Consider the following 13,667-nt stretch of genomic DNA (forward strand, 5'->3'; position numbering starts at 1 on the left):
GAAGTGCGTGCGGCGCGTCAGATGCCGAGGGCACCGACGACCAGCGCGGCGACGGCGTCCCGGTTGGCCGGGCTGTCCTGCCACCGCAGCCGGCGGCCGGCCTCGACCACCACGCCGAATCCGGCGTGCACCAACACCCTGGCCTGGCGGGAGTCCAGCTCCGGCCGGGCCAGCCGCAGTTGCTGCTCCCACACCGCGATGTGCTCGCGCTGGGCGATCACCAACGGCCGCTGCAGGGCGGCCGGCAGGCCGATGAGCTCGGCGTTGGCGACGCTGGTGAGCGCGGTGTGCTCGAAGCTGTAGGCCACGTAGGCCGCGGTGAGCGCGACCACGGCGGCATGCGGCTGGTCCACCCCGCGCAGGTTCACCTCCACCGCCTGGGCCAGCAACGCGGCGGCCTGCAGGCAGGCGGCGGCCAGGATGTCGGCCTTGCCGGGGAAGTAGCGGTAGAGCGCGGAGGGCACCAGCCCGACGGCCTCGGCGAGCCGGCCGTTGGTGACGTTGGCGAAGCCGTCGCGTTCGAACAGCGGGATGGCGGCGGCGAGAATCTCGGCGCGCCGGGTGCGGGCCACCGGCTGGGTGGGCAGGGCGACCACGTGCGCGTGGCCGGGCGCGGCCGTGGGGTCGGTCGCGACCACCCGGGTGGCCGAGGCCAGCAGCAGCTCCTCGGCCCGGCGCTGGGCGATCGAGGTGCGGTGCATGGTGATGGACCCGATGGCGCCGAGCGCGGCGGCGGCGCGCAGGTGCTCGGCGGGCAGCGGCCGCGCGCGCCGGGCGACGTCGGTCACCCGGCCGACGACGTGGGCGAACTTCGCGGCGAGGGCCTGGCGGTCGGGGTGCGCGAGGTACCGGGCCTCCCAGCGGTACACCCCGCCCGAGGCCCGATGGGCGACGGTGACCTGGGTGACGGCGGTGAGGACCTCGGCCAGGGAGGCGTCGGCGGGCAGCGGGTCGAGCGCGGCGACCAGCCGGTCCACGGTGACGTGCGCGCACTCGGCGAACAGCGCGTACTTGTTCGGGAAGTGCCGGTAGATGGCGGCCGCGGTGATGCCCTGACGGGCGGCGATGTCCTCCATGGAGGCCGCGTGGTAGCCGCGCTCGCTGAACACGCCGCCGGCGGCGTCGACGATGAGCTGCCGGCGGTTGCGCGGGCGCACCGCCGAGGGGGCCCGGGTCACCGAGGGAGCCGAGTGGAGGGACACGGGAACGGGGCCATAGGCGCAAGTGAACCACGAAACGACCACTCCACGGTGGACTGGTCCCATGTGACTTCCGATTAACATAGCCCTTCTCAACCGACCGTGTGGCCGGTCATAATGACGCCGCACCGGGCACCGAGCGAGCACCCGAGGAGTGGCCCAATGGCGAGCCAGGTGGTTCCCCCATGGTCGTTTCGGCACCACTGGATGGCGCACGCGGCGACGCACGCGATGATGCGCCCGGACAAGCCGGCGCTGCGTTACCGGGGCCGGACGACGACCTGGGCGCAGCTGGACGGCCGGTCGCGACAACTGGCCGCCGGGCTGGCGCGGCGGGGGATCGGGCAGGGCGACCGGGTGGCCACGCTCACGCTGAACCACCCGTGGTTCGTGGAGAGCGTGTTCGCGGCCAACAGCCTGGGGGCGATGGCGGTGCCGCTGAGCTTCCGGCTGGCGGCAAGGGAACTGGACTACATCCTGACCGACTGCACGCCGGCGGCCATCGTGGTGGACGCCCGGCTGCGGCCGCTGTTGCGGGCGGCGCCGGCCGCGGCGGCGGTCGGCACGGTGATCGTCATCGACGAGGCGGAGCCGGCCGACGGGGAGCCGGCAGACGGCGAGCTCGCCTACGAGGAGTTCCTGGCCGGCGAGGAGCCGCTGGAGCTGCCGGACATCAGCGAGGAGTCGACCGCGCTGATCATGTACACCTCGGGCACCACCGGCCGGCCGAAGGGCGTGCTGCTGTCCCACCGCAACATGCAGGTGCAGGCGATCACCTGCGTCCGGGCGATGGAGATCTTCGACGACGCCGATGTCGGCTTCCTGACCGCGCCGTTCTTCCACATCGCGGGGCTGGGCTCGGTCGTGGCGAACATCCTGGTCGGCGGCACGGTGGTGATCCACCCGCTGGGGGCGTTCGACCCGAAGGCGGTGCTCGACGCCTACGAGCGGGAGGGCGCCACCGTGGTGTTCAACGTCCCGCAGCAGTGGGACCTGATCTGTGCCCAGCCGGACATCGACCAGCGGGACCTGAAGCTGCGGATCATCAGCTGGGGCGCCGCGCCCGCGAGCGACGCGACGCTGCGCGCGATGGCGGCGAACTTCCCGAAGGCGCGGAACGTGGCCGTGTTCGGGCAGACCGAGACCTCGCCGATCACCTGCGTGCTCAGCGGTGCGGAGTCGCTGCGCAAGCTCGGCTCGGTCGGCCGGCCGATCCCGACCATCCAGTACCGGATCGTGGACGACCAGATGTGCGACGTCGCCCAGGGCGAGGTGGGCGAGATCGTCTACCGGGGGCCCACGGTGACCCAGGGCTACTGGAACAAGCCGAAGGAGACCGAGGAGGCCTTCGCCGGCGGCTGGTTCCACTCCGGTGACCTGGTCCGGCAGGACGCCGAGGGCTTCCTCTGGGTGGTCGACCGCAAGAAGGACATGATCATCAGTGGCGGCGAGAACATCTACTGCGCGGAGCTGGAGAACGTCATCGCCGAGCACCCGGCGGTGCGCGAGGTGGCGGTGATCGGCCGGGCGGACGAGCGCTGGGGGCAGGTGCCGGTCGCCTACGTCGCCGTCGCGGCGGACGCCGAGCTGTCCCTGGCCGCGCTGCACGGGTTCCTCGACGGCCGGCTGGCCTCGTTCAAGCTGCCCAAGGACCTGGTGGTGGTCCCCGAGCTCGCCCGCAACGCCGGCGGCAAGGTGCTCAAGGCCGACCTGCGCACCCTCGACGAACAGCGCCCGCCCACGATGCCCTAGGGCTTGCCGACGGCCGATCCGCTTCGATATGTTAATGGGAAATCTCACCGAGTCTGGGGTGGGAGAGTGGCTGGTTTGCTACCGCGGCACCCTGCACAAGCGGCGCCCATGCCTATCGAGGAAGCTAGGTAAGTAAATGAGCAATCTCAACAGAAGGAATGTCCTGTCGCTCGGTGTCGCGCTCGGCCTGGTCGGCGTGGCCGGCACCGCCCCGGCGCTGGCGGGCACGGCGAGCGGCGCCGCCGCGGCCGACCCGTGGTGGGTCTGGGACGACGAGGTGGACCAGCTGCTGGCGGGTCTGCTGACCAGCGGCCAGGTGCCGGCGGTCAACACCGCGATGCGGTCCTGGGTGAACAACAACGACGCGCTGCCGGCCGCGCTGCCGGCCAACCTCGCCGGCTACCTCGGCCGGGTCAACCGGCTGCCCTCCTGGGCCGACCCGGCCAAACTGGCGCTGGCCGCCGACTTCAACCGGCGCAAGGACACCTACCTGTTCATGCTGTACGGCCTGGGCAGCGGCATCATGAGCACGGTCATCCCGAGGGAGGCCAGGTCGGTCTACTGGTCGGCCGGCGGCGCCGACATGCAGGACCGCGCGGCCAAGACCTTCACCTTCGGCTACGACCTGAGCGACCTGAACGCCTTCGACCCCGACGGTCAGTTCGTGGTCACCGCCAACAAGACCCGGCTGGTGCACGCCGCGGTGCGCCACCTGCTGCCCCAGTCGCCGCACTGGACCGCGGCCGCGGACGAGCAGCTCCCGATCAGCAACGGCGACATCCTGGTCACCTTCCACAGCCTCGGCACCTACGTGCACTCGAAGCTGCGCGACTGGCGGGTGCCGATGACCGCGGCGGAGGAGGAGGCCTTCCTGCACATGTGGCAGGTCGCGATCTACCTGCTCGGCGTGCGGGAGGAGTTCATCCCCAGGACCTGGGCCGCCGCGCACGCGCAGTCCGAGCAGGTGCTCACGCCGATCATGGCGACCACGCCGGAGGGACACGACCTGGCCGAGGACCTGCTCGGGCTGACCGCGCAGATCGATCTCGGCGTCACCCGAGGGTTCCTCAACGAGTTCGTCCGCTACGCGCTCAGCCACGAGGTCGGCGACTGGCTGGAGCTGCCCCGCGACTACGGGGCGGCCGCGCTGATCCGCACCGGCTGGCCGGCCTACATCGCCTTCCGGGAGGGACTGATCCCGGTGATGCCGGGCGGGTTCTACCTGTTCGACCAGTTCATCCGCGCGCTGGCGATGTTGTTCCTCAACAAGGGCACCTCGCCGACGACCACGCTCATCACGATCCCGACGGGGAACCGCCCCTAGGGTCGCATGTGGACGGTGTGCTCAGCTGTCGGCGGCCAGCACCTCGTCGAGCCGCTGGAGGGTGGCTTCGATGCCCTTGCGGTTGCGCGCGGGGAAGCCGAACAGTTCGATGCCGCGCGGGAACCGGGCGGTCGACCAGTCGAACGTCTCGGTGACCTCGGTGCGGCCGTCGCCGAGGTCGCGCAGCTGCCAACGCCAGCGGTGCCCGTAGAAGTGCCGCCAGGCGATCTGCTTGCCGTCCTCGAACTCGACCACGGTGTTGAGCACCTTGTACGGCACGCCGAGGCGCATCTCCATGCCGAACCGGTCGCCGAGCGCCAGCCGGCGCGGCCCGGTGCCGCGCGCCTGGCGGACGCTGCCGGAGCCGTCGATCGCCGGGTGGTTGGCGGGGTCGGCGAGCAGGTCGAAGATGCGCGTCGCGGGTGCGTCGATGACGCGGGTCATGGAGATCTGCCGATCGGTCATCGGTCACCTCTGGTGGGTCGGTGGCCGTTGACCGTAGCAAGTGGACAATCGGCACCCGGGTGCCGGGGCGGCAGCCGCACCGTGTCGCCGTACGCCGGCCTCCGCTAACGGCGGTCGCCGCCGGGGTACCCGTCGAGCAGGACCATGGCGTCGTGGTCGGGGGTGTCCGGGTCGGCGTGGTAGAAAACCAGGCGGTGGCCGGGAGTGCCCTCCAGGTACAGCGACTGCACATGCAGGGTGATGGTGCCGACCTCGGGGTGGGTGATGGTCTTGGTGGTCTGGGCGTGCGGCCGCACCTCGTAGCGTTCCCACAGGCCGGCGAACTCGGGGCTCTCGCGCTGGAGCTCCTGGACGAGCGCGACGAGATCGGGGGCGTCCGGCTCGACCCCGGCCAGCGCGCGCAGCGGGGCCACGCACCCGGCGATCACGGTGTGCCAGTCGGTGAACACGTCGCGGGCGGCCGGGTGCAGGAAGACGTAGCGCACGAGGTTGTGCCGCTCGACCGGCCAGTGCTCGATGCCGGGCAGGGTGTGCATCCCGCCGGGATTGCCGGCCAGCACGTCCATGGTGCGGCTGAGCACCCGGGCGGGATAGGGCCGCAGGCGTTCCAACAACAGCTCGGTGCCGGGCGGGAGCGGGTGGTCCCTCGGCGGGGTCCGGGGCGGGGTCATGTCGGCCGCCCGGGTGGCCAGGTCGAACAGGTGCTCGTGCTCGGCGTCGGACAGCCGCAGCGCCTTGGCGAGCGCGTCGATCACGCCGGGGCTTGGCCGGTACTCCGTGCCCCGTTCCAGTCGGGTGTAGTAGTCGACGCTCACGCCGGCCAGGGCGGCGAGCTCTTCCCGGCGCAGGCCAGGGGTGCGGCGCCATCCCGGGCCGACATCGATCCCGGCGCCCGCCGGACTCGCCTGGGTGCGGCGCGCACGCAGGAACCGACCGAGTTCGATGCCGCCGGGGCGCGGCGTCCGTGCCATGCCGGCCAGTGTGCCAGCGGGGTGTTGATCTGCCGGTTAAGTCCCGTTTCGGCTCAGAGCAGGGCTTCGGCGGTGATGGGCAGTTCGCGCACGCGCCTGCCGGTGGCGTGGAAGACGGCGTTGGCGATGGCGGGCGCCACGCCGACGAGCACGACCTCGCCGAGTCCCTTGACCCCGAGCGGGCCGGCGGTGTCGTCGCGACCGTCCAGGTAGATGGCGCGCAGCGCGGGGACGTCGGCGTTGACCGGGACGAGGTAGTCGGCCAGGTTGGCGTTGACGATCCGGCCGTCGCGGTGATCGGTGACGGTGTGTTCGAGCAGGGCCCCGCCGATGCCGCCGACCATGCCGCCGATGGCCTGGCTGTCGGCGAGCGTGGGATTGATGATGTGGCCGGCGTCGTACACGCCGAGCATCCGGCGTACCCGGACGAAGCCGAGGCGGGCGTCCACGGCGACCTCGGCGAACACCGCGCCGTAGGCGTACATGGAGGCCGGCGCCGGCCACCCAGGGGAGTACGTGCCGAGCGCCTCGAGGTGGGTGCGGTCGTTGCGGGTGAGCAGTTGCCGGTAGGTCTCCCCACGCGCGGGGTCCTCACGCAGGCGCAGGCGCCCGCCCCACACCACGACGTCGGCCGGATCGGCGCCGTGCAGCGGTGACCGCTCGTCGGCCACGGCAATGGCGATCGCCTGCTGGCGCACCTTGTCGCAGCCGTCCTGGACGGTGGGGCCGATGCTCGCGGTGGTCAGCGAGCCGCCGTGGATCGGGGCGGGCGGCATGGTGGTGTCGCCAAGGCAGAAGGTCACGTCCCGCACGTGCAGGCCGAGAGCGTCGGCGGCGACCTGGGTCATCGCGGTGTAGGTGCCGGGGCCCATGTCGCTGGTCGCGGACTCGACCTTCGCGGTGCCGTCGGCGGCCAACCGCACCGAGGCCTGGGCGGGGGCGCGCAGCGTGTCATACAGCGCGCTCGCCACCCCGGTGCCGATCAGCCAGTCGCCATCGCGGGTCACGCCCGGCCGGGGATCGCGGCGGTCCCAGCCGAACTCGCGGGCGCCGACGGTGTAGCACTCGAGCAGTCGCCTGGTCGAGAACGGCAGTCCGGTGGCCTGGTCGTTGGCCGGCTCGTTGCGGCGGCGCAGCTCGATCGGGTCGATGCCGAGCTCGGTGGCGAGCTCGTCGAGCGCGCTCTCCAGCGGGAACGCGGCGGTGGCGTAGCCGGGGCCCCGCATGGGAGTCGGCGTGTTCACGTCCAACGGCACCGTGTGGTAGGTCTGGCGCACGTTGGGCGTCGTGTAGAGCATCCGCCCTGGCGACAGCGCGCCGCCTTCGGCGAACTGTTCGTAGCGCGAGGTCTCCGAGCGCAGCTCGTGGATCATCGCGGCCAGCTGTCCCCGCTCGTCGCTGCCGACGCGCAGCCGGTACGCACAGCTCGGTCGGTACCCGACACCGAAGTACAGCTGCCGGCGGGTCAGCACGAGTTTGACCGGGCGGCCGAGCTCGCGCGCGGCCAGCGCGGCGATGGTGGCGTGTGGCCAGCAGCGCGCCGCGTTGCCGAACGCGCCGCCGACGAACGGCGAGACGACCCGCACCGACTCCGGCGGGATGCCGAACACCGCGGCGAGCTCGTCCCGGGTGCTCTGCACCCACTGGGTCTTGTCCCACAGGGTGAGGGCCGGGCCGTCCCAGCTCGCGATGATGGCGTGCGGCTCCATGGCGTTGTGGTGCATGCGGGGGAGCCGGTAGGTCAGGTCCATCCGCACCGCCGAGGCGGCCAGCGCGGCGTCGGCGTCGCCGCGGCCGTAGGTGAGCGGCTGGTCCGCGGCGGGGGCGCCGGCCAGGTCGGTGACGGGCCGCTCGGCGTCGTAGTCGACGCGCACCAGCCGGGCCGCGTGCCTGGCCGACTCCAGCGTGGTGGCCACGACCACGGCGACCGGCTGACCGTGGAACAGGACGGTGTCGTCCTGGAAGACGCGCAGCCGGTCACCCGGCGGGTTGAGCGACCCCGGGTTGGGCAGGTAGGGGAGCGCGGGGGCGTTGCGGTGGCTGAGGACCGTGAGCACGCCGGGTTGCGCGGCCGCGGTCGCGGTGTCGATGCCGGTGATCCGGCCGCGGCCGACACCGCTGTCGACCACGACCGCGTGCACGACGCCGTCGACGACCTGGTCGGCGGCGTACTTCGCCTGTCCGGTCACCTTCAGTCGACCGTCCACACGGGACTGTGGGGCGCCGGCGAAGGTCTGCGGCTGACGGGTCACGCGGTTCCTCCTACGGTGCGCAGCTGGCGTTCGACGGTGCGGATGAGCAGTTCGACCTTGAACTCGTTGTGCGCCAGGGGTTTCGCCCCGTCGGCGGCCAGCGCCGCGGCGGCGGCCCACAACTGGGGCGACGGCCGCTCGCCGCGCAGTCGTTGTTCCACAGTGGACAGTCGCCAGGGCACGGTGCCGACTCCGCCGGCGGCGACCCGCGCCTGTCGGATCACCCCGTCACGCACCTGGATGGCGACCGCGGCGGAGGTGAGGGCGAACTCGTAGGACTGCCGGTCACGGACCTTGAGATAGCCCGAGCGGAGCGGCCGAGGGTGCGCCGGGATCTCGACCGCCGTGATCAGCTCACCGGGGTGGAGGGCCTGCTCGCGGTTCGGGGTGGCGCCGGGCTGGAGCAGGAAGTCGCCGAACGGCACGCCGCGCTTCCCGTTCGGCCCCAACAGGTGCACGGTCGCGTCCAACGCGGCGAAGGCCACGGCGACATCGGAGGGGTGGGTGGCCACGCACTGGTCGGAGGTGCCCAGGATCGCGTGGCCGCGGTGGTAGCCCGCCAGCGCGGCACAGCCCGCGCCCGGTTCGCGTTTGTTGCAGGCGGCGGTCACGTCGCGGAAGTACGTGCACCGGGTGCGCTGCATGATGTTGCCGCCGATGGTGGCCATGTTGCGCAGCTGGGCCGACGCGCTCAGCTCCAGCGCCTGGGAGATGACCGGGTACCGGTCGCGCACCTCGGGGTGGGCGGCCGCCTCGGTCATGGTCACCAGCGCGCCGATCCGCAGCTCACCGCCCGAGGTCACGGCGACCTCGCGCAGTGGCAGGGCGCTGATGTCGACGAGCTCGTCCGGTCGCTCGACGGTCTCGCGCATCAGGTCGACCAGCGTCGTGCCGCCCGCGAGGTACCGCCCGCCGCGCCTGCCGGCGTCGAGCGCGTCGCGGATGTCCTTGGCCGTGGTGAGGGTGAAGGGAAACATCGGCGCTCACTTCCCGCCGGCGGTCTGCTCGACCGCGCGGACGATCTTCACGTAGCAGCCGCAGCGACAGAGGTTGCCGCTCATCCATTCCCGGATCTCCTCGGCCGAACCGGTGTGGCCTTCCCGGATGCAGCCGACACCGGACACGATCTGACCGGGCGTGCAGTAGCCGCACTGGAACGCGTCCTGGTCGACGAACGCCTGCTGCAGCGGGTGCAGCCGCTCGCCGTCGGCCAGGCCCTCGACGGTGGTGACCCTGGCGCCGGCCAGCCGGACCGCCAGCGTGAGACAGGAGTTGACCCGCCGGTCGTCGACCAGCACGGTGCACGCGCCGCAGGCGCCAGCGTCACAGCCCTTCTTCGCCCCGGTCAGCCCGAGGTGCTCGCGCAGCAGGTCCAGCAGCGAGGTCCGGTTGTCGACGGTGACCGTGTGCCGGTCGCCGTTGACCGACAGCGTGACCCGGCTGGCGGTCGGCGTGTCCCTGGCCGGCGCCGCCTGGGCGGCCGGTGCCGCCGCGACCAGGCCCGTGACGGCGCCGCCGGCCACGGCGGTGCCCGCGAGGAACGTGCGGCGGGTGGGCCCTGGCGGTGGTTCCTCGGCTGGTGTGGTGACGGGTTCGGGGAACTCGGTGGTCATGCCCACCCTCTCGCGGCTCGACAACGGACTCGCACCACAAGGTTGTCGGTCCGGGTCGCCGGCTGCCAGACCGTGGTGTGCCAGGGAATGGCAGGGCCCCCCACGCTACTGGCGCGCGGCCGCGACCCGGTGCAACGATGAGAGGTTCGCCCCGATCGGGTGGGGAGGGGTCCCGAGGCGCCGGCCTACCGTGAGACGGTCGAGCTGCACGTCGGCCAGGTGAACCAGGCGTCGTCGCTGCGGTTCACCTGCGCCGCCACCGGCATTCGGTCCGTTGTGGACGCCGCGCTGCACGCGGTGCGCGGCCTCGACCACCCGACGACACCGGCCGAACAGGCCGCGCCCGTCGCCACGCTGGAGGCCAGGTTTCCCAGGATCAGCGACGGTCTCGGTGCCCGGACACGGATCCCGTTGACGGTCAGCGGCCCGGCGGCCGACGTCGTGACCGTGGAGACGCGTCACTGAGGCCGGGGCCGGTCAGACAGTGCTGCACCAGCGGACCGAAGGCCGCGACCACCTCGTCCACCGACGATGACGCGATCGGTTCGATCCGCACGATGTAGCGCGCCACCGCGAGCCCCAGGATCTGGACGTTGACCATGCCGGCCCGCAGCGCGGCGTCCGGGGTGTCGAGCATGCCCGCCAGCCGGTCGGTGATCTCCCGGTCGATGAACTCGCGCAGCAGCGCCTCTGACCGTTCGTCGGAGGGCGCCGACCTGGTCAGCATCACCAGCGGGGTGCGGTCGGACTTGTCGAGGTTGTCCACGAGCGTGCGCACGACGCGCTCGCCGATGCCGTCCAGGCCGTCGGTGAAGATCGACTCGATGGCGGGCGGGACATTGTCGGACAGCTCGAGCGCGGCACCGAACAGGCCCTGTTTGGTGCCGAAGAAGTAGAACACCATCGCCGGGTCGACCTCGGCGGCGGTGGCGATCGCGCGCACGGTGGTGCCCCGGTAACCGTGCTGGTTGAACAGGTCGCGGGCGGTCCGCAGGATCCGCTGCCTGCTCTCCGCGCCGGACCGCCAGCGACCCGGGCGACCGTGGGTGTCCTGTTCTGTCATGGCCACCGCAGCTTAGCACCCTTTCTTCATCGTCTGGTGGAGTTTTTCGGCGACCCGTCGTAGGGTGTTCTTCATCAGTTGGTGAAGAAAGGGGTCGGTGCATGAGGGTGATCGTGGTCGGCGCGGGTCTTGGCGGGTTGACCCTCGCCAACGGGTTACGCCGGGCGGGGATCGAGGTCGCCGTGTACGAACGGGACGGTGCGCGCGGCCGGCCGCAGGGCATCAGCATCCATCTCGACGAGCGTGGCGCCTCGGCGCTGCGGGCGTGCCTGCCGTCGGCACCGGCCGCGATGGTGGCGGCCACCCTGGGCGGCGGGCGAACACACGCCAGCATGCTGTCCGAAGTGGACGGAGCGCTGGCCGTCGCGGACATCCGGGCGGCCGACGGTGAGTCGGGCCGCCCACTGCCCGGCCGGCAGGCCCATCGCCCGTTGCTGCGCGCGATCCTGCTGACCGGGCTCGCGGACGTGGTCCGGTTCGGCACGGAGCTCACCCGGTTCGAACACCGCGCCGACGGCACGGTCAAGGCGTGGTTCGCCGACGGCGGCACGGACACCGCGGACGTGCTGGTCGGCGCGGACGGCATCGGCTCGACGGTCCGCCGCGACTACCTGCCACAGGTGCGGGTGACCGACACCGGCCGACGCATGCTCATGGGCGCCACCCCGCTGCGCGCCGTGCTCGACACCGGGCTGCCCGACCTGATCGGCGACAACCCCGCCAGCGTCATGGTGCGCGGCACGATGATGGCGATGGGCGTGCTGCGGTTCACCGAACCTCCCGTGACCGCCAGGAAACGGTGGCTGCCCGCGCTGCCCGCCGACGCGGTCACCGAGGTCGAGAACTACGTGATGTGGGCCCTGCCGTGCACGCGGGAGCGACTCGGTTCGGCCGACGCACCGGCCGAGGTGTACCGCCTGGCCGAGGAGTTGGCCGAGAACCTCCCCTCGGCACCGCGATCCGTGGTCGCCAATGCCTGGCCCGACGTGACGGTCCCGCTGCGGATCGGGATGATCCCGCCGATGCCCGCCTGGCCGGTCAGCCCGGTGACGGTCATCGGCGACGCCATCCACCTCGCCCCGGGTTTCGGTGCCAACCTGGCGATGCGCGACGCCCACAACCTGTGCACCGCACTGGTCGACGCCGACCGCGGCCGGCGCGACCTGCTCGACGCGATCGGCACCTACGAGAACACCATGCGCGAAACCAGCTTCCGCACCCCGGCCGCGGCGAAGGCGGGCGCATGAGCCTCACCCTGCTGACCCAGAAGTCGTTTTCGTTGTTCAGCGCGATGGGCGGTTGGCGCACGGTCGCCGACGGTGTCGCGTCCCGGGTGGTGTTCCTGGTCGCCTACCTGCTGACCGGGGAGGTGGTGGCCGCGGCGCTGATCGCGACCGGTGGGGTGTTCCTGCTCGCCGTGGTGCGGATGTGCACCGACCGCAGGTTCTGGCAGCCCGCGGTCGGGCTGGTGGTGGTCGGGGTGTCGGCGCTGTTCGCCGGGAGTACCGGGCAGGCGGTCGACTTCTACCTCTACTCGGTGCTCCTCCAGGCCGGCGGCCTCGTGGTGTTCGGCGCGTCCATGCTGGTGGGCTGGCCGGTCATCGGGGTGGTGATGGGCGCGGTCCGCGGCGAACACCGCACCTGGCGACATGATCGCCGGGCGCGCGGGCGCTATCAGGTGTGCACGGCGGTGTTCCTGGTGAAGTTCGTCATCGCCACGGCGGTGCTGGTGCCGCTGTACCTGACCGGGCAGGTCGTCGCGCTCGGCGTGACCGCGACCGTGCTCGGCGGCGCGCCGGGGGCCGGCGCGTGTCTCTACCTGTGCTGGCGGATCCTGCGCACGGACGCGGCATCGGCGCCCGCCGTGGCGAGCGGTGTCACGAACCAGAACGGAACGCCCGCAGCGACGTCAACGCGTTCCCCGACCAGTCGAACATCGTGAGGTTGTCGTTGGGGTTGCCCTCACCGGGCGCCCAGCCGACACCGGGCAGCCAACCCGGCTCCCACACGAAGAACCCGGCCCCCCGGCCGCCGGGCACCTCGGCCAGCACGGCGCGCACCTGCTCGAAGTAGGCCGCCTGCCCGGCCGGGGTCGCCGGATACGAGCCGCCGTCGGGCAGTTGGCCCGGCGAGTTGATGAAGTTCCCCAACCCGTCGCCGTTGTTCAGCGTCCACGGATAGGAGGTCTCCACCACGACCAGGTCCTTGCCGTACCGAGTGGACAGATCATTGAGGTTCGACCGCAGCGCGGCCAGTGATCCGTGCCAGAACGGGTAGTACGACAGGCCGATCACGTCGAACCCGACACCCTGGGCGAGCACGCGGTCATAGAAGTACCGCGAGCCGCCGTTGTCCCCGCCGCGGTCGATGTGCACCATCACCTGACACGACGGGTTTCCCTCACGCGCGCCGGTGATCCCGGCCTTGAGCAGGGTGGTGAACCCGCCCCAGTTCTCCCCGCCGGACCGGTAGACCTCACCGAGCGGGAACAGCATCCCGTTGGTGATCTCGTTGCCCACCTGCACCATCGCCACCGGCGTGCCCTGGCTGGTGAACGCCGCCACGGCGTCGCGGGTGTAGCCGCGCACGGTCGCGGCGAGCGCCGACAGGTTCTGCCCCGCCCAGGCCGCCGGCGTCGGCTGCTTTCCCGGATCGGCCCAGAAGTCCGCGTAGTGCAGGTTGAGCAGCACCCGCAGCCCGGCGGCGTTGGCCCGGCGGGCCAACGCCAACGCCGTGTTCAGGGTGCTGTAGCCGGATGGGGGAGCGGTCCAGACCCGCAACCGGACGTAGTTGGCGCCGCGGTCGGCGAGGATCCGCTCGACCGGCCTGACCACACCCCCGTCCCGGTAGCTGGTGCCGATCGCCTCGTGTTGCGGGGTGAAGGAGATGTCCGCGCCCCGGATGCGCGGGCCGACGGCGCGGCCGGGCGTGGCTCCGGCCTGGCCGGCCAGGACCGTGCCGAGCACGGCGGCGGGTGGTACGGCGAGAAAGGTGCGTCTGCGCATTGTGCACTCCTTTGTGACAAGCG

At 72.0% G+C, this 13,667-nt stretch carries 13 protein-coding genes; 5 read left to right on the forward strand and 8 right to left on the reverse strand.

From position 1 onward, the window contains the following. Positions 1 to 17: 17 nt before the first annotated feature. Positions 18 to 1,178, reverse strand: coding sequence for a TetR/AcrR family transcriptional regulator (locus ACYVIP_RS34750; RefSeq protein WP_460404197.1), 1,161 nt, complete (start codon positions 1,176 to 1,178; stop codon positions 18 to 20). Positions 1,179 to 1,361: 183 nt separating this feature from the next. On the opposite strand from ACYVIP_RS34750, the gene ACYVIP_RS34755 reads away from it, so the two are divergent. Then, positions 1,362 to 2,951, forward strand: a complete 1,590-nt coding sequence (locus ACYVIP_RS34755; protein ID WP_460404199.1) for a long-chain-fatty-acid--CoA ligase — start codon at positions 1,362 to 1,364, stop codon at positions 2,949 to 2,951. 136 nt (positions 2,952 to 3,087) lie between these two features. Continuing rightward, positions 3,088 to 4,275 carry an oxygenase MpaB family protein gene (locus ACYVIP_RS34760; protein WP_460404201.1) on the forward strand — a complete coding sequence of 396 codons (1,188 nt, stop codon included), beginning with the start codon at positions 3,088 to 3,090 and terminating at the stop codon, positions 4,273 to 4,275. A gap of 21 nt (positions 4,276 to 4,296) precedes the next feature. On the opposite strand, the gene ACYVIP_RS34765 is transcribed toward ACYVIP_RS34760, so the two are convergent. From ACYVIP_RS34765 to ACYVIP_RS34785, 5 genes are all read right to left on the reverse strand, one after another. After that, positions 4,297 to 4,740: an SRPBCC family protein gene (locus ACYVIP_RS34765; RefSeq protein WP_460404203.1), complete on the reverse strand. Its 444-nt coding sequence runs from the start codon at positions 4,738 to 4,740 to the stop codon at positions 4,297 to 4,299. A gap of 104 nt (positions 4,741 to 4,844) precedes the next feature. Beyond that, positions 4,845 to 5,711 (reverse strand): helix-turn-helix transcriptional regulator, encoded by an 867-nt coding sequence (locus ACYVIP_RS34770; RefSeq protein WP_460404205.1) that lies wholly within the window; start codon positions 5,709 to 5,711, stop codon positions 4,845 to 4,847. 53 nt (positions 5,712 to 5,764) lie between these two features. Continuing rightward, positions 5,765 to 7,963, reverse strand: a complete 2,199-nt coding sequence (locus tag ACYVIP_RS34775; protein WP_460404207.1) for a xanthine dehydrogenase family protein molybdopterin-binding subunit — start codon at positions 7,961 to 7,963, stop codon at positions 5,765 to 5,767. After that, a complete protein-coding gene (locus ACYVIP_RS34780; protein WP_460404209.1) occupies positions 7,960 to 8,940 on the reverse strand; it encodes an FAD binding domain-containing protein in 981 nt (326 codons plus the stop codon). Before ACYVIP_RS34780 ends, ACYVIP_RS34775 begins: the two co-directional genes overlap by 4 nt. Positions 8,941 to 8,946: 6 nt before the next feature. Continuing rightward, complete coding sequence (locus ACYVIP_RS34785; protein ID WP_460404211.1) at positions 8,947 to 9,576, reverse strand: (2Fe-2S)-binding protein; 630 nt, start codon at positions 9,574 to 9,576, stop codon at positions 8,947 to 8,949. 159 nt (positions 9,577 to 9,735) lie between these two features. Here ACYVIP_RS34785 and ACYVIP_RS34790 point away from each other — a divergent pair, with 159 nt between their 5' ends. Then, the gene (locus ACYVIP_RS34790) at positions 9,736 to 10,041 is read left to right on the forward strand and encodes a hypothetical protein (protein ID WP_460404213.1); all 306 of its coding nucleotides are present in this window, start codon (positions 9,736 to 9,738) and stop codon (positions 10,039 to 10,041) included. Here the strand turns inward: ACYVIP_RS34790 and ACYVIP_RS34795 are convergent. Continuing rightward, on the reverse strand, positions 9,995 to 10,639 hold the full coding sequence (locus ACYVIP_RS34795; RefSeq protein ID WP_460404215.1) for a TetR/AcrR family transcriptional regulator: 645 nt from the start codon (positions 10,637 to 10,639) through the stop codon (positions 9,995 to 9,997). The genes ACYVIP_RS34790 and ACYVIP_RS34795 overlap by 47 nt on opposite strands. Positions 10,640 to 10,740: 101 nt before the next feature. On the opposite strand from ACYVIP_RS34795, the gene ACYVIP_RS34800 reads away from it, so the two are divergent. Further along, a complete protein-coding gene (locus ACYVIP_RS34800) occupies positions 10,741 to 11,886 on the forward strand; it encodes an FAD-dependent oxidoreductase (RefSeq protein WP_460404217.1) in 1,146 nt (381 codons plus the stop codon). Beyond that, positions 11,883 to 12,581 (forward strand): DUF3159 domain-containing protein, encoded by a 699-nt coding sequence (locus ACYVIP_RS34805; RefSeq protein WP_460404219.1) that lies wholly within the window; start codon positions 11,883 to 11,885, stop codon positions 12,579 to 12,581. The genes ACYVIP_RS34800 and ACYVIP_RS34805 overlap by 4 nt, the downstream gene beginning before the upstream one ends. On the opposite strand, the gene ACYVIP_RS34810 is transcribed toward ACYVIP_RS34805, so the two are convergent. Beyond that, positions 12,517 to 13,644 (reverse strand): glycoside hydrolase family 53 protein, encoded by a 1,128-nt coding sequence (locus ACYVIP_RS34810; RefSeq protein WP_460404221.1) that lies wholly within the window; start codon positions 13,642 to 13,644, stop codon positions 12,517 to 12,519. The genes ACYVIP_RS34805 and ACYVIP_RS34810 overlap by 65 nt on opposite strands. Positions 13,645 to 13,667: the final 23 nt, after the last annotated feature.

It is taken from the genome of Actinophytocola sediminis, from assembly GCF_054779715.1.